The following is a 24136-nucleotide window of genomic DNA, read 5'->3' as shown; positions in this document are numbered from 1 at the left end:
TCACTAGGCTAACTACTTTTAAAATGACAATTTACTTTTACAGCACTCGCGAAAAATATGGTTGTTTCTCCAATTTTTCGCCTCACTGCTTTGAATTGGATGGGTTTTATTGGCCTACCAGCGAACATTATTTTCAAGCACAAAAGTTTGTTGGCACACCCCACGCCGACCAAATTCGCCAGGTAAAGACACCGAAGGATGCGGCAAGAATGGGACGAGAGCGATCGCGTCCTCTCCGTTCGGATTGGGAACAGATAAAAGATGACATTATGCGAAAAGCCGTGCTACGCAAATTTGAAACTCATGCCGACATTCGCGAAGAATTACTTTCTACAGGCGATGAGTTAATTGTTGAAAATGCACCCGGTGATTATTATTGGGGCTGTGGTGCTGATGCCAGTGGCAAGAATATGTTGGGGCAAATTTTAGTGGAAGTACGAGAGATAGTGCGCGATCGCATTCAGTAAGAATATTTGCATGATGCTAGCAGGAAAAAACGGAGATATCCAATGACTGCACCAATTCAAATTCTGACTAAAGAAGAGATTTTTTACCAAGACAGCGATGGTCAACCGATGGCTGATAATACCAAGCAGTTTGATTATATTGTGAAAACCAAACTTGGGATAGATGCTTTATTTAAAGACGATAAAAGTGTTTTTGTAGCAGGCGATTTGCTCTGGTATCCAGTCGAGGGAGATAATAAAATTCGCCAAGCACCTGATGTGATGATAGTGTTTGGTAGACCCAAGGGCGATCGCGGTTCTTACAGACAGTGGTTAGAGGATAATATTCCCCCTCAAGTTGTCTTTGAGATACTATCACCTGGGAATCGCAAAGCAGAAATGCTGAGGAAGTTCAGGTTTTACGAACGCTATGGAGTTGAAGAATATTATATCTATGACCCGGATGACGGCGATTTAGCTGGTTGGTTGCATTCTGATGAAGGATTCGATGAGATTGAGCCAATGGTGGGTTGGGTGAGTCCTCGTTTAGGGATACGCTTTGAAATTGAGTCAGGCGCGTTAGAACTCTATCGTCCCGATGGACAGAAATTTTTGTCTTATGTGGAATTAGAAACGCAAAGAGAATTAGCGCAGCAACAAGCTGAAACGGAGAGAAAAGAAAAAGAATTGGCTCAAGCTAGAGTAGAGCAGTTGGCAGAAAGATTGCGCTCAATGGGTATTAATCCTGATGAAGTTTCAGGGTAGCGATCGCGTCCTTCCAAAAAATTTGTGGCTCTGGCTACCGCTCAAACTGACAACCAAATGTCTGATGAGCGGCAACCAGAGCCACAATTTAAGCTTGCAGGTGCAAGTAATTTAAGAAACTAGCGCCTTACCCTTAGCGTTTGTTGCGATTAGGCACTTTGTTCAGGTAGTCAATACTAAACGCTGACACGCCTTGAGCGTAATTGCGCTTGGTGCTGACTGAAATTGCCATATCGCGGTACTTGCGGGGGTCGCCTTCTGGTAGTTGCTGATCCTGGTATTTGCGGGTGTAGATTTTCTCCAGCGTAAAGCGCCAGTCGGTCTTGACAGTGCCAGCGGTTTCGCGGAAGTCTTCGCCGTAGCGAGGAGTCACCAAGTTAAAGGGACGACCTTCCATCCGCTTGCGCTGATAGGGAACGGTGAAATCCCCAAAAGCATCGATATACTCTTGGCTGTCAAGCAAGGCATCCACAAAGCCGCTGAAACCCAAGGTAGCAATTTTAATTGACCAAGCGATTTCTTCGTCTTTGTTGTAAGCTTGACGACCTAAGAAGCGCTTCAGGCAGATGTCTACAAGGCGATAGTTATTATTGACCGAGACAACGATGCGGTAAAATGCTTCAGATTTCGCCAATCCTCGGATGAATTCGCGCACATTAATACTGCCATTTTTCAGCAGAGATTCTAGCTGAATTTGACGGTTGAATCTGAGGATTTCATGTTCGCTGAAGATTTGGCGATAAGCTGCCCAAATCAAATCTTGCATTTCTGCCGGAGAATTGGCATCTTCCAGGCGATAAATGTAAGGGGTATCTTCGTTAAGATCCGCCTTTCCAAAGCTTTTGACCCGTTGATTTTGGGTTGTTGGTTTGTATTCAAGTAATGGCAGTGCCATTTAAAAATCTCCTGCTTTAAGTAGTTGAGACTTTCTTATTTTCCCGTATCACGACATCTTCTGAGTTATTCAGATATCTGTGTTACCGGACGGGGAAACTCGCGGATGGATTAATTGAAACCCGTGCCTCTTGAGGTTTATTATCCCGCGTCATGTCGGGAATTTTAATGTTAGCCGTATTAACGGTAACATTATTAGTTACAGCTTTCGGCTTGATTGACCGAGCCATTGCCAAGAAGTTGTTGACATCGCCCCACTTGTAGCGATCGCTTTGTTCCTTGTCGCGCCAGTAGTCGGCGTAGCTGGGTGTCACCAAGTTAAAGGGACGGTCTTTGAAGCGACGGCGCTGATAAGGCACTGTATTGTCGCCAAAGTTAGTTTGATACTCCTCACTATTTACGAGGGCATCAATAAAGCCGCCTAGCCCCAGAGTAGCAATCTTAATCGACCAAGCAATTTCTTCATCTTTATTGTAAGGCGCACGTCCCAAGATGCGCTTGAGGCAAATTTCTACGACTCGATAGTTGGAGTTTTTCTCCACAACCAAGCGGTAGAACCCTGGTGTTTTCGCCAAACCACGGATGAAATCGCGCACTGTAATGGAGCGATTTCTCAGTTGAGATTCCAAGGTTTCCTGACGAAAAGAATTGAGGATTTCGTGTTCGCTGAAAACCTGACGATAAGCTGACCAGATTAACTCTTCAATGTCCGTTTCATCAATGCAGTCTTCAATGCGATAGATGTAAGGAGTGTCTTCATTCGGCACTTCGTAACCCACTACTCGCTGATTCTGCGAGGAGGGTTTATATGCAAGCAGAGGGATTGCCATAGTTAAATTGTTCGTTGAAGGGTTGCTAATTGAAGTATTGCTAATTGCGATGAACCATTAGCCATTAGCTTCTAGACTTTTGGCGTTTGGTAAAGATAGCGATAGGGTAGCGCCACCTCGGTGCGACCTACAATAGGTTGCGGGTTAGCAACTTTGCGGGTCGTGTCTGGAAGTTCCATGTTATTAGCTTGAGAAATCGCCCGATCGCGCGATCGCTGGTAGTTCATTCCGCCGGGAGAAATACTCCGTGCCATTGCTAGGAAAGAATCAGGAATGCCTTGACGAGCCGCTGCTGATTTCATATCTTTTTGGGGTGATGCTTGATGGTAGCTACGATTATCTAGGGCAATCAAACGACCGCGCCAGTAATCACTATAGCGGGGGTTTACCAGGTTAAATGGTCGCTCATTATACCGTCGGCGCTGATAAGGTACGATGTCATCACCGAAGTTTTGGCGGTATTCTTCGCTATCGACAACGGCATCGATAAAACCATGCAATCCCTTGGAAGCAATTACAATTGACCAAGCGATCTGCTCATCTTTGCCGTAGGTGGCGCGTCCGAGAAACCGTTTGAAGCTGATGTCAACTAACCGATAGTTGGAGTTAGTTTCTGCTACTAAGTTTCGGTAAACTTCTGATTTGCCCAGTCCCCGGATAAACTCGCGCACGGAAATAGCGCGATTTCGCAGCTGAGATTCTAGGAAGGATTGACGGTAGCTTTCTAAAATCAAATGTTCGCTGAAGATTTGCCGATAGCCAGCCCAAATTATGGCATCAATATCGGAGTCAGATGTTGCATCTACCAACCGATAAATCTGCGGGTCGTCCTCATCGGGTACTTCGTAACCAGCTACGCGCTGATTCTGGGTTTTGGGTGTAATTTCAAGAAGTGGAATTGACATATTTTTAGTTGTTAGTTGTTACTTGTTAGTTGTTAGCTGTCCGTAGACGTTTGAAGGAGGGAACGTTTAACATTCCAACTCTTCACTGACCAAGGACTAATGACTAATAACTAATTGGTTAGCTAGCTGAACTCTGGCGCGAACAGCTATGTCTGGGTCTTGAGTCATTTCCTCTAGACGTTTTTGGATGGGCTGACGGACTTCTAACTGGGTTGCCAGACCTTGCAAGCCCACAACTGCTGCGTAGCGAATTGCCCAGTCTGGATCTTGAGAGATGGAAAGCAGGGTTGAGAGTGCTAAGAGTTGAGCGGAGGGAATTTGTTCTTGACTTAACTGGTGCCAGTGCAAGTTCCCTAGCCCTTTGGCGGCGGCGCGGCGGACGCTGGGCGCAAAGTCGGTGGCTGCTGCGACTAAGGCATCTAAGGCTCTGGGAGATGCGATCGCAGCTAATGCTCGAATCGCGTAAGCCCTGGCTCCGTAGTTGTAATCGTCCAGCTGTTCCAACAACGGCTGCACTGCTGCTTCCCCTATCTGAATCAGCCCTTCAACTGCTGCCACTGCTGCTGTTGGGTTGTTGTAGCCCAAAACGGCAATTAGCGTGGAAATCCCTGCGGTCTGCCGAGTAGCTGCTAAGGCTTGGACTGATGCTACTAAACGTTCGGGGGAATTCGCCTGCTCAATAGCATCAATCAGTTCTTGGGATGAGTCAGTCATTGGTCAGTGGAAGGATTGCTAATTGTCAATTGCTAACAGCTAATGGCTAATGGCTAACTGGTATTAGCTATTAGCCAGTGACTATAACAAAGCGTCCATCAGGGTCATTACCCGGATGGCATCCCTGGATAGCGATCGCGGATCTTCTGGGTCTACAGACGAGGCATTTCCCGTCTGTACCTGTTCCAACAGCCCTTTGAGGGCGATCAGCTTGAAGCTGTTTTCGGTTGCAGCAGACGCGATCGCTTCTGCTGCTGGCAGATAACCTATTGCACCCAAATCTGACAAAATTACCCGGCGCAGTTGCAGATCGCTTTCCTGCAAGGCTTGCACCAGGCGTTCACCATAAACTGGCTCTTTTGTTAACTGGTACATTGCTCTCGCCGCTGCATACTGCACTCGCGCTACGGGATGCTCCAGAAATGGTTGAATCAGGGCTGTTGCTTGGGTAGCTTGCAGCGTTCCCAATGCTTCCATCACTGCTTCCGAAGGTTGCTCTAAATGGGGACGTCCTGGTACCCGCATGGCGGCAGCTACACCACCGTCGAGCAGTTTCATCAGCGCTGGAACGCAGGACAAATCGCCTAGCATTCCCAAAGACTGTGCGGCAGCTTCCCGAACGTAGAAGTCGGAACACTCCAGACAATGAATCAGTCCTGGTACAGCGCGGCGATCGCCCAGTTTCCCCAGTGCGCGTGCAGCATTGCGGCGGAGGGGGTATCCACCAAGCTCTGTCCGATCTGCTTCATCCTCCAAAGCTGCAATCAAGGCTTCCACAGCAGCAGGCTCATTAACACGGAATTTGCCCAGCCACCAAGCAGCATAATAGCGGAGACTTAAATCTTCATGGTGGAGATTGGCGATCGCCATCTCTACCGTTAGCGGTTCGCTACCAGGCGGATCGGAATACTGCACTCTTGAGTAGACTCCAGCATCGTAGGACAAAGGACAGAGGATTGCTAGATTAAGCTTTATGAGTGGGCTGCTGTGGCTTGGCTTTTCGCTTCACCATTATTTTCCAGTGTCAAAGGCTGAATGCTGACGATTCTGCCACCCATGCGGTTAATCCGCTGCATTTCTTCATTCATCCGGTTGTATGGCACTGTGACGAAAATGCTGCCACTGCGGCGAATGGGATAGCTGAGTTTGTCAGATTCGTATGTCTGACGCATACCCTCAACTTCGTAGCGAAACATCCGGTTGCTGGCACCACTGAGAGTACCGCTACCTAGTGTAGTTTGTCCAAACATTGTTGATATAGCTCCTGTAATTATGGGGGCTGGGGGCTAGGGACTGGGGACTGGGTAAGATTCTTTCAAATTCCCAATCTCCAATCCCTAATCCCCTTACGCTGGTGACACGTTGACGATTTTGCCACCTTTTTTGGTGATTTCTTGGAGTTTTTGGGATAGCTGCTCGTAAGGCACCAAGAAGGCGTTTGTACTGCGGCGAACTTTCGGGAAGCCTGGAGACAGGATACCAGTTACTTCAATGCGATATACCCGTCCGCTTTCTTCCTGAGTACCGCCGAGAGCTTTTTTCGGAGGTGCATCTTTGGAGAGAGTTCCGTAATTCCAGCCACCTGAACCGCCAGAGGGTTTGACAATTGTGGAAGCTTGGTTGCGGCCTAGTTCGCGGGTGAGGCGGGGTGCTTTTCCTTCTACTTGGGAGCGATCGCTGCTAGCATAACCGCGATACAGGCGGAACATCCGGCTAAAGCCAACGGTTCTCACCCCCGGCTCTACCAAAAATCCCCGGTAATAGGGGACTACGTTGTTGCCAAAATTGGCTTCATACTCGTTGCTGTCGATGATTGAATCAATTTCCGCATCGTACCCTTCATCTTCACAGAGTTGGGTATGCTGGCTTAACTCTGCCTCATCATAAAGAGGACGACCCAACAAATGTTTGAAATTGAGTTCAACAAAGCGTTGATTTGAATTTGGATAGAAAAACTTAGATTTGTATACATCCGACTTAGCGATCGCCCGGATAAACTCCCTGACTGTGATGTTTCCTTGTCGCAGTAAAGATTCTGCTACCGTGAGGCGTTCGGATTTCATCACATAGTCGTTGCCTAATACCTGACGATAAGCGGCTCGGAACACCGCTTGCAGATCGTCTTCTGTCCAGTCAGGTCGCAGTTCGACTTTTGTATCATCAAATGCAGAAAGACCCAACCGGCCTGCTGCTGCTAGATTTGACGCCACTAAACCGCTCATCTTTTCTCTCCCAACGCAACAATTTTTAAGTTTTTTTTATGGAAAATGAGAAAAACAATGCCCGGAAAAATTAGCAACTGCTAGCCTAACCGCCAACACTCGCTGATTCTTCCGGGCATAGCACCTGAATACTAGCTCAGGGCGTTGATGGCGTAATCGATGTAGGTGTTAGCTTCGTTAGCAGCTTGACCGGAAAGACCGTGATTTGCCTTGATGTGCTTCAGGGCTTCCACATACCAGCTGTTGGACAGCTCGAATGTGCGGTTGATTTCATCCAAACCAGCAATTAGATACTCGTCCATAGGACCAGTACCACCAGCCACACAGCAGTAGGTGACCATCCGCAGGTAGTGACCGATGTCACGAGCGCACTTGGATTTGCCGCGAGAATCAGAAGCGTACTGAGGCCCCTGCATTTGGGTGGTGTAGGGGAACTTTTGGTACACAGCTTGGGCAGCACCGTCGATCAGTTGCTGAGCCTTTTGGGTCAGCGCACGAGCAGCTTCCATGCTAGCGGTGGCACGATCAAAGCGACCGTTAACGGCTTGCAGTTCGGTATTGCCCAGGAAACGACCTTGGGTATCAGCAGCTCCGATCGCTTCGGTGATTGGGGTTTTCATTGTTGATTTATCTCCCTAATGGTTTACAGATTTTTCCAAGAAACGCGATATATCGCGTTATCCCACAGCAAGCTTGCTAGTTGTTATTAAGCAACAGCAGAAGCAGCACGATCGAAGTAGCTGGACACTTCAGACATCAACTGGCTGCAATCGCCTTGGCTGATACCACTGGGGTCGTTGGCGATCTTGATCGCTGCATCCTTCATCTTTTGAACGCCTGCGGCAACCGAACCACCGGGTACACCCAGTGCTTGGTAGGTTTCGCGAAGACCGTTCAAGCAGCGGTCATCCAACACGCTGGAATCACCAGCCAGGGTGGCATAGGTAACGTAGCGCAGGATGATTTCCATATCGCGCAAGCAAGCAGCCATGCGACGGTTGGTGTATGCGTTGCCGCCGGGGGAGATCAGTTGGGGCTGCTCTTCAAACAAAGCACGAGCTGCGTTGGCAACGATGGTGGAAGCGTTGCTGGTGATGCGGTTAACGGTATCCAGACGCTTGTTGCCATCTTTGACCATGTTGGTCAGGGCATCCAGTTGCTCGGTGCTCAGGAATTCACCTTTAGAGTCAGCCTGAGAAACCACCTTGGCGAATGCATCTAACATGAACTCAATCTCCTACTGATTTCGTTGAGTGTGATTTTTAAAACACGGTTTTAGTCGATGCGGAAAGGTCAAAATCAGACATCAGCCAAAATACACCTTTCAAGTTGCTCTCTCATCCCGCTTGTCACTTCACACGTGGGCAACAAAACGGTTGTCATGGAAATATGAGAAAAGTTCGTCCTTTTATGAGAGATAGGCTTGCCTTGCTAAATCGGTGTTTTGTTTAACGTTTGTCTTTTATTGATCCCTCCGGTTATTTTTATACAACGCCTTTGGGACTTTGTGTTTTTAAGATTTGTGAATTTATTTCAAGACCAATGAATAAAAGTTCAAATCCTTTATACATAAGGCTTCTAGCTGCTAATTATTGCCTATAATCCACATATATCGTTACAAAAACCTTAAGTGATTATACTCAAGAGTTATAAAACTACTATCTTTATAATTTTTTAATATTCGCCTATAAACTAGATGGAGTATTCATTTGCACAGAAAGATATCATATTTTCTCTAGAGTCGCTTTGTAAAGATATTTAAATAAAAACCTCTCGGATTTTGAGTTCAGATGCAGCAATCTGTCGCCGCACCACCTGCAAAAAAGTCAAAAATGCCGGGGGAGGGGAAAAAGGTAAAAGGCAATTATGTAAAAAACATAAAATTTAGGTGCGTTACTCAGTAGCGGTGTATTACGGCGGCTGAGTAACTGGCTAAGTAATAGCGCGATCGCTCACCCACCCCAGAATAAACTAGCCCCAAGAGCAGTTTCGATGAGAAGCATCACTTGATGTTGCTCTTGGGCGACTGCTTGCAATAGGGCGAATAACGCGATCGCGCAATTGGTGGCAATTTCTTGTAGAGAAACCACAACTGCATAACCCAACCCCAAATTCACTGGCTTCCCGAAGCGGTTTTGTCCAATACCTTTGCAATAGATTTTTCTTTAGAAAGAGGAAGTTCGCCGTCGGAGAACTTCCAGCAGAGTAGTGAAGCTGTCAGGCAAAGGGGCAGTCACCTCTACTAAATCCCCTGATAGGGGATGTTCCAACCTGAGTCGCCAAGCGTGCAGTGCTTGACCAGGTAAATTAACTCCCACTGAATGACCAGAACTGTAAACGCGATCGCCAACGATGGGATGACCGATATAGGCGCTGTGAACGCGAATTTGGTGGGTGCGACCAGTCTCCAGTTGGAAAAGCATCAAAGTGTAGTTTCCCAGGCGTTCCTGCACCCGCCAGTGAGTCACTGAAGGTCGTCCTCCCTTCTCTTCTGGGATGACAGCCATTTTCTTGCGGTCTACCAGATGACGACCGATGGGTTGGTCAATGGTGCCGCTTTCGGTGCGCGGGGAACCATAGGCAACGCCTAAATATTCCCGACGTGCAGTTTTAGCTTTCAGTTGCGCTTGCAGATGTTGGTGCGCTTGGTCGGTTTTGGCAACAACCATCGCCCCGGTGGTATCTTTATCGAGACGGTGGACAATTCCCGGACGCTGCACGCCACCAATTTCCGCGAGGGGACAATGGGATAAAAGGGCGTTGACCAGAGTTCCGGCTTCGTGTCCGGCGGAGGGGTGAACAACTAAACCAGCAGGTTTGTTGATAATAATCAGGGAATCGTCTTCGTAAAGAATATCCAGGGGGATAGCTTCTGCTTCGAGGTCGAGGGGAATAGCTTCTGGGATAGCTAGGGAGATGCGATCGCCTGCTTGCACAGCTGCTTTTTTAGAAGTGCAGACAGTATCGTTAATCTGCACGTTGCCTTCTTCGATCAGCTTTTGGATGCGCGATCGCGATAAATCTGATAATTCTTGAGAAAGATAGCGGTCGATACGGGTATTGGTTTCTTGAACTTCTAAATTAATTTCTGTCACAGTTGCGTTGGATCAATTCCTCTTTCTTGAAGTAAAGCACGTAAAGCTTGTAACTGGGTTTGGGCTTCTTCGGCTCTAGCTTCAGCTTCTTCGGCTCTAGCTTCAGCTGCTTCGGCTCGTTGTCGGTCAATTTCTCGTTGCTGAGCTAGTTCTACATAAGTACCAAACTGCTGTCCATCAGGATAATAAAGAACGAGTTCGGTGTCAGATAGCTCAAATCTTATTCCCAATCGCGGACTTACCCAACCTAACATTTCCTCAATCTCTTCTAATTCCTCCCCAGAGCGTAGCCAGCCTGTCAATTCACCGCTATTTGGGTCATATAAATAGTATTCTTCCACTCTATAGCGTTCATAAAATTTGTATTTCTTAATCATCTCCTTTGCAGTATTGCCTGGAGATAGTATTTCAAACACTACTTGCGGAGGAATATTATCTTCTCGCCACTGCTGATAAGAGCCGCGATCGCCTTTTTGTCTTCCAAAAACCACCATAACATCTGGAGCTATTCTGGTCTTGTTGTCGCCTTGAATGGGATACCAAAGTAAGTCGCCAGCAACGAAGACATTAGGATCATTTTGGAATAACGCATCTAATCCCCCCTGAGTGGTGACAATGTAGCGAAACTGCTTGGTATTATCTGATATTGGCTGTCCGTCGCTGTCGGGATAGATAATTTCTTCTTTGAGAAGAGATTGCGGCTGTGTAACCATAACTTTCCCTTTGTTGTTGGTATGTTTTGAAGTGTACCTTTTTTGAAGGGTGATCGCACTTTATAAATCAGGCCACTTCAGAGTTATTTGTTAGGGGGTTGGCGATGAGATTTGGCTTGTGAGACAATACGCGACCGCTTAAAAACCCAAATTGCTAATAGCGTCACTAGAATACATAGAAACCCGATACCTATGCTGATGCTGGCAGAGGTGGTAATATTGAATAATGCGGCATTTTTAGGTGATAGCGTACCATCAGTTTTTTTGAATGGTTGCTGTGTAATTCCTTCGACAAATGGGGAAACTGTGGATGCAGCTATTGAGGCTGTTCCTATGCCTACGCCTGCTAATCCGACGAAATTTTGGAAGTTGCGATCGCGTTCTGCTTGTTCAATCTCTACTATGCCGCGAATCGTATTTGTGACGTTTTCTAAAACACTTACTCCAGGTCGCAGGCTGACAGCATCTTTTTCTAACTGAGCTTTATATTTTTTAGTTGCAATTTTGCTAAATTCTTGTAAAAATTTTTCATTGTTTAAAAATTGTTCGCATTGTTTTTCGTAGTTTAGCAAATTAACTTCAATGGTATGTTGTTGAATTTCCAGATAATTAATCTCCCGGACATAAGAAGATAGGTTATTGATATTTGTTTGTAAGTCGTTTTTGAGTTGCTTTAGCGAACGTTGAGATAGATTGCTAAAGTTGGGAAATGGTTGATTAAATTTATTTAACAGCCTTGATTTTAGTTCCCTTCCCTGTGCATAAGCCCAAAGGATTTTATGGCGACAGTAAAATAGGTATCGCCACGCATTGTAATATCCGGCAGCTTTAGCAAAGGTTGCTTCATCGGGATAGAAAATAATTAAGACATGACTGTTATTTTCTATCGCTTCCCATTTCTGTACACCGCGCCATAGTTCAAGGACTTTACCGCCAAGAAAGTTTCCTTCTTCTTTATATTGATAGTCTTTACCTATTAGAGATTTGTAGGCTTTATGTGCTAAATCTTGATTTATATCTGTGGATGAATCTACCCATCCAGAAATCATCCAAGTTTGTCCTAAAAAGCCTTCTTTGGAAAGGATAACGGGGTCTATTCTTTCGTCAGTTTTAGTAATAGCCGTTGCAAATTCAGGTAAAATTGCTGATTCTTTAATTTTAGTAATAATAGGCTCAAGTTCAGAGTCGGTGTATTTACCATCAACAGAACAGCTAAATCGCAAACAGTTTGTATCGCCTAAATTTGCACGGATATAAGAACCATCAGCGGCATAATTGTCAAGCTTTTTATCATAATCAATACGATCATCTGGTTGTTTATCGTTTTTAAAATGTCCTTCGACATTAAGTAATTTTGTCCAGTAATCCTTATATGGTTCGCGGATTTCCGCTTCATCTTCACCTAAATCTTCTCTTAGGTTATAGATAAATAAATCGAGGGTGGGATACTCTAAGTTTGTCATCTAAATAATATTATGTTGCTAATACCGTTATTTGGAAATTTATAAGTTAGGTAAGTTTCCTGACGTTGTTGGCTTTCTTCCTCATATAACTTCTCCGCCTCATGGGATAGCTTCCGGTTCCCCCTTCCCTAATAGGGAAGGGGGCTAGGGGGCTAGGTTCCGACTTCGCTAACAACATCCGTTTATTAACCCAACTTACGCTTTACGTTATCTAATGAAAATATAAGTCTGCTACGACTGTTATTTCTGGCTTTTTCTCTTTCGATTTTTCTACAGGGTTGGAATCTTTAAAAATATTAACTGCAATATTACTTAATCCTTCGGCGGGAGTTGCATCGGGTTGATTTTGCTTGTTGGGTGAGTCATACCTATTCATTTCTTTAGGTTCGTACTTATTCAGGGTATCCTGATAGACTTTTTCGTAGACTGTAGTCAGACGCTTATGTTTAGCTAGTTCCAAGAGGGAATTTACTGCTGTTTCGGTGTCAGATTCAAAGGTTTCACCTACTTGATTAATTTTCTTTTGTAAATCGGATGGTAAAGCCTCTGTTTGTTCGGCTAAAGCTTGGAGAAAGGCGTAAACGGCGATCGCTTGCGAATATTTGAGGTTAACTGTCATAATTTATGCGGGTAAAAATAAGTTTGAAAAACGCAAAAATGCCCGACGACTAAAGTCAAGAGCGAACAAACGAAGTTCGCCTATGCGGGCTAATATAAAGCCTGCGTAGATAGGCTTTGTTTGTGGAGCATCGACCGCAACAGGAATATGGGCCTACTCTCTCTATATTTTACCAGTGAGAATGAAACCAGCCCAGTGATAAGGCTCTTCAAAAGGTGGCTGAGATGTCCTCATTTTCTCCTGGTCGCGTTGGATTTTAGCAGCGAAACCTTTTAATAATTTGCTATCAGCCGGATGATGTTCTGCTAGTTCTTTGGCAAGATTGAGATACCACTGAGCTAAATCTGGATAAGAGAGGTTACGCAGCCAATTTTGAGCTTTTTTTAGGGCGATCGCGGGGGTTTCTCCGGCTGCGATGAAGGTGTAGAATTGAATCATTAGCAAAGCTGTGGATTGCTCGTCAACGTTCCAGAGAGTGCTGACAACGCAACTGGCACGTTTTGCCAGGAAAGCACTGACCAAACCGACATATTCATCAATTAGGTTTTGTTGACTGGCGATACCAGATTCGCAAGCACAGAGGCAAATTAAACTGTATTTACTAAAGTCTAAATTATTACTTTTGCTGAAGATATCCTCTAGAGTTAACTTGTCTGTATCTGCTAAAAGCAGAGCTGAATTTTGCGGCTGTTCTATATCGTGGTAGCCATGTCCGGTAAAATTGAAGGTGTCACTATCACCTGCTAGTTTCTGAATGATTTCGTCTCTGGTAAGAGGCGGAATCTCTAGTGATTCGCACTGGGGATGTAGCTGGGAAATAGCTAAATTTTGAATAGTAGCAAAAGGCAAGTCGCGGCGCGGGTTTTCTACATTTAAAATGTTAGTGGGTTTGGGATATGCTCCTCTTTGTTGCAAGTGTAGCCCTATTTGTAAACTGGGTAAATAGGCGATACTGCGGCCGGAAAATAGGTAATGTAGGGGTAATAAATGTAAGTCGCGGTGAGGAATTAGAATTAATTTGTTAACCAAGGGCGGTAGCTTAGCGGCTATTTGCTTAATATCAAGAATTTCACGTAAATTTTCCAGTCGGGAATATATTTGAGTGCGCCAGGGTGACTCTGCTTTAGTAGCAGGAGTCTGGGGCGTGTTGCGGTAGGTTTGATAATCGCTTTTCCATTCATTAAACCAAGTTTCAAATTCATCGATTTTCTGAGTGATAACCTCCAAATCTTGATTGTCTATGAGGATAAATGTAGTAATCGTCAGTGGGCTGATGTGCCAGTAAATGACAGCAGTTTTAGGATTCAATAATTGTTGCATTTGCTGGTAGCTGGGGCTGGGAACATCATAATCCCAACCTTCGCGTAGCCAAGATAAACAAGTATTCTTGCGTTTTTCTGCTATCTCTAAAGCTGCTATTTGTTGGTGCTTTTCTGGCGACTGGGCGAGGATATCTACTCGCAATTGGGCGAAGGCGGCAAATTGGCGCTCAAGGTTGATTTTTTGGGTTTCAAATTTGCACTGTCGCAGTAATTCATCAAGCTGCTGTCTTCCTTTTTCTAATTGTTGATTGAATGTCTCTGTATCACCCAAGTAACTACAAATTTTCAACAAGTATTGCAATACTGTCAGATGTCTCAAGGGAAACTGTTCAAATCTTAGCTGTTCTAGTGCTTTGGTACAAGTTTCTTTAGCCGTCAGCCAGTAAGGAAAAGGGTTTTGCTGCGTTTTTACTAATAAGTCCCAGTTGTTCCAAGCTTCGTGAAAGTCAGGTTTAAATTCAATCGCTTTGTCGTAAGATGCGATCGCTTTTTCAAATTTATCTAACTCATCCAGCGCAACTCCCCGGTTGTTCCAAGCTTCGTGAAGGTCAGGTTTAAATTCAATCGCTTTGTCGTAAGATGCGATCACTTGTTCAAATTTCCCTAAACGATACAGCGCATTTCCCCGGTTGTTCCAAGCTTCGTGAAGGTCAGGTTTAAATTCAATCGCTTTGTCGTAAGATGCGATCTCTTCTTCAAATTTCCCTAAGCTATCCAGCGCAAGTCCCCGGTTGTTCCAAGCTTCGTGAAGGTCAGGTTTAAATTCAATCGCTTTGTCGTAAGATGCGATCGCTTCTTCAAATTTCCCTAAGTAACGCAGCGCAAGTCCCCGGTTGAACCAAGCTTCGTGAAGGTCAGGTTTAAATTCAATCGCTTTGTCGTAAGATGCGATCGCTTCTTCAAATTTCCCTAATTCACCCAGCGCAAGTCCCCGGTTGTCCCAAGCTTGGTGATAGTCAGGTTTAATTTCAATCGCTTTGTCGTAAGATGTGATCGCTTCTTCAAATTTCCCTAATTCACCCAGCGCAAGTCCCCGGTTGTCCCAAGCTTGGTGATAGTCAGGTTTAATTTCAATCGCTTTGTCGTAAGATGCGATCGCTTCCTCAAATTTCTCTAAGTTACGCAGCACATATCCCCGGTTGAACCAAGCTGAGTGATAGTCAGGTTTAATTTCAATCGCTTTGTCGTAAGATGCGATCGCTTCCTCAAATTTCTCTAAGTTACGCAGCACATATCCCCGGTTGAACCAAGCTGAGTGATAGTCAGGTTTAATTTCAATCGCTTTGTCGTAAGATGCGATCGCTTCCTCAAATTTCTCTACGCTATTCAGCACAACTCCCCGGTTGTACCAAGCTGAGTGATAGTCAGGTTTAATTTCAATCGCTTTGTCGTAAGATGCGATCGCTTCTTCATAGCGTTTCGATTCATCTAACGCAAGCCCTCTACCGCGCCAATCTTCACAATCTTGGGGGTCAATTTTAATAGCTTTTTCAAAGTCTGCGATCGCCTCCTCATTCTGCTGCAATTCTTGATAAGCCAAACCACGGCTAGCCAACGCCAAAATGTAGTCAGGCTGAAGAAGCAAAGCACGATCGAGAAATTCAACTGACTTTTTATAATCCTTTAATCGATAGTAAGCTAAACCACACCCATACCATGCTTTGGGGTTTTGCAGTTCCAGTAATATTGCTTGCTGAAATAGTTTTAATGTTGCTTCGTATTCCCCGCGATCTAGTTTGTTGTGTGCTTGCTCTAGCAGGGTTTTTCGGCTGGGGTTCTGTGTCATCTGCTTCAAGTTCGACGTTGCTATTTATCAGTTTGACGCAGGGATGGGGAAAATGGGAAAGACGATCCCCCAACCCCCCTTGAAAAGGGGGGCTAAGAGGGTGGGAGCGGGGGAAAGACGATCCCCCCAACCCCCCTTTTTAAGGGGGGCTAAGAGGATGGGAGTGGGGGAAAGACGATCCCCCCAACCCCCCTTTTTAAGGGGGGCTAAGAGGATGGGAGTGGGTTATTATGAACTGCGAAAAAGGAAGAACGCCAAGGAAGAGGGGAGAGAATGCGATCGCCTTTATTAATTAACAAAATTAGCTAGATTTTATGCGGGAACTTGGATTTTCTGAGTACCTGCAAGCCCAAAGGCAGTGTGAATTGCTTGTAAGGCAAGAACACCTTGATCTTGGGCAACAACGCAGCTAATTTTGATTTCAGATGTAGTAATCATCTGAATATTTATTTGGTGCTGGGATAGGGATTCAAACATTTTGGCGGCGATCCCAGGTTGTCCCACCATTCCGGAACCAACAATACTAACTTTAGCGATCGCAGTATCCACTGCAACTTCACCGCAACCTAATGAAGGTGCGATTGATAAGAGTGCTTTTTGCGCTTCTTGTGCATCCGCTTGGGCGACAGTGAAAGCAATATCACGGGTGGCGATGCCATTAATTACCCGACAGCGTTGCGATTGAATAATCATATCCACGCTGATATTTTTTTGGGCTAATAATTCAAACACTTGCGCCGCCATTCCCGGACGATCTGGAACGTGGCGAATCGCTAGACGTGCTTGGTTGAAATCTAGGGCGACACCGCGCACCGGAGGAGAAGATTCTGGTGTGTTTGTGTGTTGTGAATGCCCACTAGGTCTGACTGGGGAACTATCTACCTCGAAAGTTTGGCAAAGCAGGGAAATAGCGCGATCGCAATCATCCGCATCAACTACGCAACTAACTTTCACCTCCGAGGTGGAAATCATCTGGATGTTGATCCCCGCAGTAGAGAGAGTGGCAAACATCTGCGCCGCCACACCCGGACGACCGATCATCCCCGCACCAGCAATGGAGACTTTGGCGATGTGCCGCGCCACCATCACCTCTGCTTCTCCCTGTTCTGGGCTGTTTTGGGTACGGAGGGCGGGCGCGATCGCTGCTGCTACTGCTTCCGCCCGATTGATGACGTTTTTGCTGACAGTAAAGGCAATATCGTTGGTATTGCCTTCGTGTATTGACTGAATAATTAAGTCGATGTCTAAGGCTTGATGGGCAATTTCACCAAATAACCGCGCCGCCACGCCAGGACGATCCGGCACGCGCAACAGCGCTATCTTCGCCTGGTCGGTATCAAATTCTACCCCGTCTACTGGTAGGGCAATTTCTAAATCTTGTAGCGATCGCGGCTTGGGTGTCGGGGAAATCACTCGCGTACCGGGGTCATCTGTCCAGCTGGAACGCACCACCAACTCCACGCCGTAATTCCGCGCAATCTCCACAGCGCGGGGATGCAGCACTTTTGCACCCAAGCTGGCTAATTCCAGCATTTCATCGCAGGTAATCTCGTCCATCAGTTGTGCTTCTGGCACCAGTCGGGGATCTGTGGTAAAAATTCCTGGTACATCCGTGTATATTTCGCAACAGCTTGCTCGTAAAGCTGCCGCCAGTGCCACCGCTGAAGTATCAGATCCGCCGCGTCCCAAGGTGGTAATTTCCAAATCTTCTATGCTGCTGATGCCTTGGAAACCAGCCACCACAACTACTTTACCCGCGTCTAGGTGACGTTCCATACGCTCTGTCTGAATGTGCAGAATCCGGGCGCGGGTATGTTCAGCTTCGGTAACAATTCCTACCTGTGCGCCCGTGAGAGAAATTGCTGGTTGTCCCAATTCCTGCAATGCCATACTCAGCAAGGCGATGGTAACTTGTTCGCCTGTAGAGAGCAGCATATCCATTTCCCGGCGACTGGGGTTAGTGGATATCTCGGTAGCTAATTTTACCAGTCCATCAGTAGTTTTACCCATCGCGGAAACTACGACAACTAACGAGTTGCCCATCTGGACTGTTTTGTGAACGCGCTGTGCGACTGTTTGAATGCGTTCAACCGATCCTACTGAAGTTCCGCCGTATTTTTGGACTATTAGCGCCATAATTCTCTCACCAATCCTGCCTGGAAATCTGCCTAACGACTAAAGTCGCGGCTATAACAAACTAAGCCTGCCTAAGCAGGCTAATACTAGGAAATTAATTAACTTATTAAAGTTACCAGAATACCTGGGGAAAAACAGGCTGACTTTACATTCTGTTGGGTATTTGCTGTTGGGTGTATCTGCCTGTTGGTGGAGCTTAGGAGAGATGCGATCGCTTACTCCTCCCTAGCAAAGCTAAGATCCAGACAGTGAATGTCACACTCCAGTCCTATGCTAGACTACAACCCGTTAGATAATCTCCCTACGAGTGCAGAACTACCCGACTCTGACGATACCCCGGTGGACAATGAATTACAAAATATCATTCCCAACTTGCTCAAAGCAGTTTTGGCATTAATTTGGGCAACTCGCAATGACTGGTTTATGGGCGTTGATATGGGCATTTACGACAGAACCGGACAAATTCGGAGAACGCCAATTGTACCAGATGCTTTCTTGAGTTTGGGAGTAGAACGGCTTAAGGGTCAACTGGGAAGATTAAGTTACGTTCTCGCAGAAGAAAACAACATTGTCCCGATTTTGGTATTAGAATTTGTCTCTCAAACTTATGGTGAAGAATACGGTCAAAAAATGACCGATTATGCTCGAATGGGAGTGTTGTATTATGTTATTTATAATCCTGACCATTGGCGACGCGACAGGCATGAACCTTTGGAGGTTTATCAGTTAATAGAAGGGGAATATGTGCGTCAACCAGGAGAACCTGTGTGGATGCCAGAAATAGGTTTAGGAATTGGTCGGGAAGTTGGTATTTGCGAACAATGGCAGCGAGATTGGTTATATTGGTACGACGAGCAAGGTAACAGATATCCAGTACCGGAAGAAGTAATTTCGCGGTTGCAGCAACGGCTTGAAATGGCACAATCCCAGCTAGAGCAAGAGCAACAAAGAATAGCAGAGATGGAATCTTTGTTAACTAAGTATCGGAAACGCTTTGGTGAGTTACCAGAGAATTGCTTTTAGCCCCTATTAGCGATCGCACTTGTTCGATAGCGGTAATAATTTTCTCCTCACTTTTCAACAAAGGGATAGGAGTAGTTGCGATATGTTTAAGAATCGTAATTATGAACAAGAGTGCCACCAGGTACTTACTTTGAGAGTAAAGGAGGATGGAGTAGGTTTCATGCTTCAGCCTAATATCACTGTTTTAATGCCACATTTACGCTCCCCCAACAGAGCTAAAAAATGGAGCAATAGACGGATTTATTACAGACATAAAGTGAAATGGTATAGCCTAAAGTCGATGGACGATTGCGCTTAATCATTAAGGTAAGGCTCATGCCAAACTGCACCATGACGCTTCAGTAAGGCCTCAATCTCTCGCCGCATCTCTGGATTGGGACTTATGACATCCAAAGAACCGCAGCGTGCATGATAGAGCGGAGAACCCCCTGAACGGCTTCGACTGCTAATGTCTGCTCCACTGCGGATTAGAAGTTCCACAACATCCAACTTGTGCCATCGCACAGCTTTATGTAGCGGTGTATCTCCCAGAGATCCCCATGAATCAAGGTGTGCGCCATTCTGGATAAGTACCTCGGCAACCTTCGCGCTACCTACTGCCGCGGCTGTATGGAGCGGAGTATCACCGTTAGCACTACGGGCATTAACATCATTGCCCTGAGCAATCAACCACTGGGCGATTCGTTGACAGTTGTAGCTGGCAGCAGCGTGTAGCAAAGTGGATTTTTCATAATCCTGCCCACTGATTGCTCCTTGATGAATCAGGAGTTCTGCCACACAGAGGTAGTCGTTTTTCATTGCCTGGCTCAGTGGCCTCTTGCCGTACCTATCCCTGGCGTTAATATCCGCATGGTGGGTAAGCAAGAATTCCACCACCTCTGATTGACCGTTGAGAGCCGCTAAATGAAGAGGAGTCATTTTGCCATTTCGTCTAGCATCAACGTTCTCACCTTGCTCCAAATAAGCTCGAATGCTATCTAAATCCCCATTGAACGCTGCTAGATGGATTCCTGCGATCGCACCATTCATTAGTAAACACTCGACAATCTCCTGATAACCTTGAATTGCAGCTGTGAGCAATGGATCGTTTTCATCATCCACACCTTGCTTGATATCTGCTCCGTACTCAATTAGTAGTTCAACAATGCCTAGATAACCGTTTTGAGCGGCAACATACAATGGTGTGGGACTACGCGCCTCAATACTTTTGCGATAGTCAGGACTTACGCCTCGCTTGAGGAGTTTTCTGACAGTTTCACGCTCGCCGCTTTGAGCAGCTTGGTGTATCCGCCCATATGGTTGACTCAGGACATCGATCAGAAAAATGAACAAAATCCAACCAAGAACTGTCCAGAGCAGCCACGCTGGTAAATCTGGATCAGAAGAATTTAGAAAAGACAATAACGAATCGGAGTTCATGATAAGTTAGCTTAAACCGCGTGAAACTAATTACATCCTATTTTGGCTCTCAGCGATCGCTCGGTAGGTACAGTCCAAGCTGCGGATGAGGTTGGTTTGCCATTTTTCCTGGATTTCAGTACCAAGTTGAACGGTTATTTTATTTCTGACAGGCGATCGCGTTCACGAAATTAATTTAATTCTCGCTTGCTAATTTTTGCCGTAACTCCCGAATCGCAACGCTGGTATTGCGCTCAAAGGCAATTCGGAAACATTCCGCGATGACTTCTAAAACATTCATATTGGGAAAAAAGCGGCTGCTGGTTACAACCGTGTAGCGATCGCTCTGCAATTGGTAAATCTTAAGCTGGTTCTTTTTATATAACCAAACTTCCGGCACTCGATAAGGCAGATAATCGTTTACATCCGTATAGCTGGTTACATCTATCTCAATTACTAAATCGGGGGATGGCTCTATTTCCCAATTGATGCGGTCTTTACCTGCAACTGCTGCCCAGTTATCGATATAGAAGCAGTAGTCCGGTTCAATGCCGCTAATCTCTGGGAGTTCCATCGTAATCGGGGTAAATGCCTCGTAGTCCCGCCCTAAGTGATCCAATAAAACTTTGACCACATCAGCAATTACATTTGCTTCTCGTCCGTGTCGGGGTAGCGGTGACATTAACAGAATCTCTCCGGGTCGATACTTGATACGAGGAATTGAGCGATCGCCTAATTGCTGAGTTAGTGCTTGATAGTCCTGCCAACTGCCGGGTAGCCGCACCACTGCGCCTGCGGGTAACTGGATTTTCTCTGGTGTGATAACTGCAAACATGGAACTTGTACCTCCACCTCCACTGTAATCCTTGTATCGCACCTAACCATCGTGTCGCAGCACAACAAAAATGTTTTGCCTCAAAAAAGCATGAATCGTCTCATCAAAAAGCTAATTAATCCTTTTATAAACTCATAAAAATTGATGTTAGAAAAATTTTGGGAAACTATCTGTAAGAAATGAATTGGTAATTCAGGCAATGTGAATATCCGATTTTAGAGTGGCAAGTCAAAAGGACGATGCGCTGACGCGCTACCGCGCTCTTTTACTCCCGATCATTCCATCATTTCATCTGTCGCAGCTTCACCTGGATAGAAGAATTCGCTTAAAGTTTCCTCTAACGTATAAGGACATTCTTGGGGAAAGGTTGAAAACGGCAGGTTGGTTTCTCCTGATGCTAAATCTCTGCCGTTCTCATAAGCTTCCTGTAGAGCCTCATCAAGATAAGGCTTCAGACTAGGGTTATCTCTCAGCAACTTTAGGCTCTCCCGCCGTTGTACTCGAATCGTTGCTAACCAACTACGGCTGCGTCGTTCTGATTGGTATTCCCATTTCAACAAATGCCCAATTAACACGCTCAAGCGATTTCGTAGTTCTGCACGTTGTTGTTTTCCCAACGATTCAATCTCCTCGATTAAATTGGGCAAGTCAAGCTGAGTCCATTGCTGCTGTTGGAGGAGGAGTGCTTGTTGCTGAGTCCAAGCGTAGAAGTCGGTTTCGTAGAGGTTCTGCATCAGGCTTCCCGCTGTCTGTTGGTTTTTTGGTGTTTGCATCGCGCCGCCAAAACCAGGAAATCGTTATCCCAATTTTAGAACCGCTGGCAAAAGCGCGATCGCGTTTTATCGTTCACCATGCGATCGCTTCCCACCAACTACCTCTTCGGTAATACTTTTTTTACTAAATAGCCCTACCTGTAGCCGCCGCTACGCTTGCTTTAAACTAGGCACACTAAGGTAATATGAACATCTGTAACGAAAACCTCGTCAGTTGGTAAAGAAATGTTTGTTCAACGACAGCCACGGGCAACATAAAACAAAGGATGTCAATTTTATGGTAAAACCAGTGGAAAATCAGTCTCCTCACAATGTAGTTATTGTCGGTGGCGGTTTTGGCGGACTATATGCAGCCAAAGCACTTGGTCGCGCTCCTGTCAATGTGACGCTAATCGATAAACGCAACTTTCATCTATTTCAACCACTCCTTTATCAAGTCGCCACGGGTACACTTTCCCCCGCTGATATTTCCTCCCCTCTCCGCGCTGTAGTCAGTGAAAACGAGAATACTAAAGTGATTATGGGAGAAGTGAAGGATATCGATCCAGAACAGGGAAAAATATTCCTGAGTGGGGAAGAATTAAATTACGATACTCTGATTGTTGCTACAGGTGTAAGTCATTTCTATTTTGGAAATGATCACTGGGAAACGGTAGCGCCTGGGTTGAAAACTATTGAAAATGCGCTGGAAATGCGGCGGCGCATTTTTATGGCGTTTGAAGCGGCGGAGAAAGAAACCGATCCGGAAAAACGGCGTGCCTGGTTGACATTTGTGATCGTTGGTGGTGGGCCAACAGGAGTAGAATTAGCGGGAGCGATCGCAGAATTAGCCTTCAGCACCCTCAAAAAAGATTTCCGCAACATCGACACCGCAGAAGCGAAAGTTTTGTTGCTCGAAGGAATGGATCGCATTTTGCCACCCTACGCACCAGATTTATCAGAAAAAGCCGAAAAATCCCTCAACAAATTGGGCGTAACTGTGCAAACAAAGACGCTAGTCACGAATATTGACAATAATATTGTCACCACAAAACAAGGAGATACAGTCGAAGAAATTCCTGCTAGAACAATTTTATGGGCTGCTGGGGTCAAAGCTTCGGCGATGGGAAAAGTTTTAGCAGAACGCGCAGGCGCTCAACTCGACCGTTCGGGGCGAGTAATCGTTGAAGCTGACCTGAGTCTAGCAGGACATCCCAATATTTTTGTTATTGGGGACTTAGCGAATTATACTCATCAAACCGGGAAACCATTACCCGGTGTAGCGCCTGTAGCGATGCAGCAAGGCGAGTATGTCGCCAACCTAATTAAACAGCAACTTGCTGGTTACAGTATGCTACCGTTCCAGTACATTGACCGAGGAAGTTTAGCAGTTATTGGACGTAATGCAGCGGTTGCAGACCTTGGTTTTGTGAAATTCTCTGGTGTAATAGCTTGGCTAATTTGGGTATTTATCCACATTTATTATCTCATTGAATTTGACAACAAACTGATAGTGCTGCTCCAGTGGGGCTGGAACTATTGGACGAAGAAACGCGGCGCACGTTTGATTACTGGTGAAGAATCAAGTGGAAGAATAGCGGTTGACGCTAACGGTGATTTTTATGCGCCAGTGAAAAGCAAAGAAGCGGTGGAAGTTTAAACGCTCTCGGTACGCTCATGTTAGCGCAGAGGTACAAGAGAGAAAAAACACCCGGCGATGTTCGTAATCACGGCTGTATAAACTATCGTCCACCGGCGACGACTTTTCGACCCAAGCTGCAGTGGATAAGATTCTGTGTAGTCGCGAATTTTATTCGTCAAGCCTGGGCTTCTTTCTTGTACCTTTGCTTTTTAAAGCAATACCGTTTACTTAAGCATAATTGTAGCGGTCAGTTTTTTCGGCTTACCACGAGATACTAAGCGCTCGTAAAAAGCTTTAATCGCCGGATTATAACGCATGGCAACAACAGCACCCATATAAAAAGTCGCTCGAACCAGGGCACGAGCACTATTAGAGGATGTTTGAAAAGTGGGTTAGGCAGTAAAAAAACTCTCTCAGTGTAAGCTGCCAATAGCAAAACACGCAGCACCGAGAGAGCCACATGAGTAAAGCTTATCCCAGTAACTTAACTTGCGCTCAGTATGAATTGCTTAGTGACCTCATTCCAGAAGCTTTCACCAGGTGGTCGCCCGCGTCAAGTTGATATATCAGAAGTGC

Annotated in this window: 25 protein-coding genes and 1 pseudogene; 6 read left to right on the top strand and 20 right to left on the bottom strand. The window is 45.7% G+C overall.

The window, feature by feature from the left end; genetic code table 11:
• Window positions 1-23 precede the first annotated feature (23 nt).
• Genes ybiA through NDI42_RS21685 form a run of 3 tightly spaced genes read left to right on the top strand, consistent with a single transcriptional unit; the run spans window position 24 to window position 1326 of the window.
• Window positions 24-467, top strand: coding sequence for a riboflavin biosynthesis intermediates N-glycosidase (gene ybiA / locus NDI42_RS21695; RefSeq protein ID WP_190459457.1), 444 nt, complete (start codon window positions 24-26; stop codon window positions 465-467).
• A 42-nt stretch (window positions 468-509) separates the two neighbouring features.
• Window positions 510-1211, top strand: a complete 702-nt coding sequence (locus tag NDI42_RS21690) for a Uma2 family endonuclease (protein ID WP_190459454.1) — start codon at window positions 510-512, stop codon at window positions 1209-1211.
• Entirely contained in the window at window positions 1195-1326 is a 132-nt protein-coding gene (locus NDI42_RS21685; protein WP_277876900.1) for a hypothetical protein, read from the top strand. Before NDI42_RS21690 ends, NDI42_RS21685 begins: the two co-directional genes overlap by 17 nt.
• An 18-nt stretch (window positions 1327-1344) precedes the next feature.
• Here the strand turns inward: NDI42_RS21685 and cpcG4 are convergent, their stop codons facing one another.
• The 16 genes from cpcG4 to NDI42_RS21605 form a co-directional block, all read right to left on the bottom strand.
• Window positions 1345-2106, bottom strand: a complete 762-nt coding sequence (cpcG4, locus tag NDI42_RS21680; protein ID WP_190459452.1) for a phycobilisome rod-core linker protein CpcG4 — start codon at window positions 2104-2106, stop codon at window positions 1345-1347.
• 82 nt (window positions 2107-2188) lie between these two features.
• Window positions 2189-2935: a phycobilisome rod-core linker protein CpcG2 gene (gene cpcG2, locus NDI42_RS21675; RefSeq protein ID WP_190459450.1), complete on the bottom strand. Its 747-nt coding sequence runs from the start codon at window positions 2933-2935 to the stop codon at window positions 2189-2191.
• Between the two features lie 71 nt (window positions 2936-3006).
• Window positions 3007-3840, bottom strand: a complete 834-nt coding sequence (gene cpcG1, locus NDI42_RS21670; RefSeq protein WP_190459448.1) for a phycobilisome rod-core linker protein CpcG1 — start codon at window positions 3838-3840, stop codon at window positions 3007-3009.
• 96 nt (window positions 3841-3936) lie between these two features.
• Entirely contained in the window at window positions 3937-4554 is a 618-nt protein-coding gene (cpcF, locus tag NDI42_RS21665) for a C-phycocyanin alpha-cysteine-84 phycocyanobilin lyase subunit CpcF (RefSeq protein ID WP_190459446.1), read from the bottom strand.
• An 81-nt stretch (window positions 4555-4635) separates the two neighbouring features.
• Window positions 4636-5424, bottom strand: a complete 789-nt coding sequence (gene cpcE, locus NDI42_RS21660; RefSeq protein WP_190424892.1) for a C-phycocyanin alpha-cysteine-84 phycocyanobilin lyase subunit CpcE — start codon at window positions 5422-5424, stop codon at window positions 4636-4638.
• Window positions 5425-5525: 101 nt separating this feature from the next.
• On the bottom strand, window positions 5526-5804 hold the full coding sequence (gene cpcD / locus NDI42_RS21655; protein WP_190424729.1) for a rod-capping linker protein CpcD: 279 nt from the start codon (window positions 5802-5804) through the stop codon (window positions 5526-5528).
• 96 nt (window positions 5805-5900) lie between these two features.
• Window positions 5901-6776, bottom strand: a complete 876-nt coding sequence (locus NDI42_RS21650) for a phycobilisome linker polypeptide (protein WP_190459445.1) — start codon at window positions 6774-6776, stop codon at window positions 5901-5903.
• Between the two features lie 131 nt (window positions 6777-6907).
• Window positions 6908-7396: a C-phycocyanin subunit alpha gene (cpcA, locus tag NDI42_RS21645; RefSeq protein WP_190424724.1), complete on the bottom strand. Its 489-nt coding sequence runs from the start codon at window positions 7394-7396 to the stop codon at window positions 6908-6910.
• A gap of 86 nt (window positions 7397-7482) precedes the next feature.
• Window positions 7483-8001: a C-phycocyanin subunit beta gene (cpcB, locus tag NDI42_RS21640; RefSeq protein WP_190424722.1), complete on the bottom strand. Its 519-nt coding sequence runs from the start codon at window positions 7999-8001 to the stop codon at window positions 7483-7485.
• A gap of 727 nt (window positions 8002-8728) precedes the next feature.
• Window positions 8729-8893: a hypothetical protein gene (locus NDI42_RS21635; protein ID WP_190459443.1), complete on the bottom strand. Its 165-nt coding sequence runs from the start codon at window positions 8891-8893 to the stop codon at window positions 8729-8731.
• 48 nt (window positions 8894-8941) lie between these two features.
• Window positions 8942-9871, bottom strand: a complete 930-nt coding sequence (locus NDI42_RS21630; protein WP_190459441.1) for an RluA family pseudouridine synthase — start codon at window positions 9869-9871, stop codon at window positions 8942-8944.
• Complete coding sequence (locus NDI42_RS21625; RefSeq protein ID WP_190459440.1) at window positions 9868-10584, bottom strand: Uma2 family endonuclease; 717 nt, start codon at window positions 10582-10584, stop codon at window positions 9868-9870. Before NDI42_RS21625 ends, NDI42_RS21630 begins: the two co-directional genes overlap by 4 nt.
• Before the next feature lie 83 nt (window positions 10585-10667).
• Window positions 10668-12047 (bottom strand): hypothetical protein, encoded by a 1380-nt coding sequence (locus NDI42_RS21620; protein WP_190459438.1) that lies wholly within the window; start codon window positions 12045-12047, stop codon window positions 10668-10670.
• A gap of 211 nt (window positions 12048-12258) precedes the next feature.
• A complete protein-coding gene (locus NDI42_RS21615) occupies window positions 12259-12666 on the bottom strand; it encodes a hypothetical protein (RefSeq protein ID WP_190459436.1) in 408 nt (135 codons plus the stop codon).
• A gap of 162 nt (window positions 12667-12828) precedes the next feature.
• Complete coding sequence (locus NDI42_RS21610; RefSeq protein WP_190459434.1) at window positions 12829-15774, bottom strand: CHAT domain-containing protein; 2946 nt, start codon at window positions 15772-15774, stop codon at window positions 12829-12831.
• Window positions 15775-16086: 312 nt separating this feature from the next.
• The gene (locus NDI42_RS21605; protein WP_190459433.1) at window positions 16087-17910 is read right to left on the bottom strand and encodes an aspartate kinase; all 1824 of its coding nucleotides are present in this window, start codon (window positions 17908-17910) and stop codon (window positions 16087-16089) included.
• 270 nt (window positions 17911-18180) lie between these two features.
• Here NDI42_RS21605 and NDI42_RS21600 point away from each other — a divergent pair, with 270 nt between their 5' ends.
• A complete protein-coding gene (locus NDI42_RS21600) occupies window positions 18181-18933 on the top strand; it encodes a Uma2 family endonuclease (protein WP_190459468.1) in 753 nt (250 codons plus the stop codon).
• A gap of 294 nt (window positions 18934-19227) precedes the next feature.
• Here NDI42_RS21600 and NDI42_RS21595 read toward each other — a convergent pair whose 3' ends face one another.
• From NDI42_RS21595 to NDI42_RS21585, 3 genes are all read right to left on the bottom strand, one after another.
• Window positions 19228-20352 (bottom strand): ankyrin repeat domain-containing protein, encoded by a 1125-nt coding sequence (locus NDI42_RS21595; RefSeq protein WP_190459431.1) that lies wholly within the window; start codon window positions 20350-20352, stop codon window positions 19228-19230.
• A gap of 175 nt (window positions 20353-20527) precedes the next feature.
• Window positions 20528-21166, bottom strand: a complete 639-nt coding sequence (locus tag NDI42_RS21590) for a Uma2 family endonuclease (protein ID WP_190459429.1) — start codon at window positions 21164-21166, stop codon at window positions 20528-20530.
• Window positions 21167-21441: 275 nt separating this feature from the next.
• The gene (locus NDI42_RS21585; RefSeq protein WP_190459427.1) at window positions 21442-21939 is read right to left on the bottom strand and encodes a DUF29 domain-containing protein; all 498 of its coding nucleotides are present in this window, start codon (window positions 21937-21939) and stop codon (window positions 21442-21444) included.
• Here NDI42_RS21585 and NDI42_RS21580 point away from each other — a divergent pair.
• Both NDI42_RS21580 and NDI42_RS21575 read left to right on the top strand, forming a co-directional pair.
• Entirely contained in the window at window positions 21930-22052 is a 123-nt protein-coding gene (locus tag NDI42_RS21580; RefSeq protein WP_277873914.1) for a hypothetical protein, read from the top strand. The two genes, NDI42_RS21585 and NDI42_RS21580, sit on opposite strands and share 10 nt — an antisense overlap.
• A gap of 164 nt (window positions 22053-22216) precedes the next feature.
• Window positions 22217-23578, top strand: a complete 1362-nt coding sequence (locus tag NDI42_RS21575; protein WP_190459424.1) for an NAD(P)/FAD-dependent oxidoreductase — start codon at window positions 22217-22219, stop codon at window positions 23576-23578.
• 221 nt (window positions 23579-23799) lie between these two features.
• Here NDI42_RS21575 and NDI42_RS21570 read toward each other — a convergent pair.
• A pseudogene (locus tag NDI42_RS21570) lies at window positions 23800-23931 on the bottom strand (IS110 family transposase); the annotation flags it as partial.
• Window positions 23932-24136 lie beyond the last annotated feature (205 nt).

It is taken from the genome of Funiculus sociatus GB2-C1 (assembly GCF_039962115.1).
In the GTDB taxonomy this organism is placed as follows: Bacteria; Cyanobacteriota; Cyanobacteriia; order Cyanobacteriales; family FACHB-T130; genus Funiculus; species Funiculus sociatus.
Note: the sequence above shows the minus strand (reverse complement) of the source record. Positions and strands in the feature narration are given on the sequence as shown.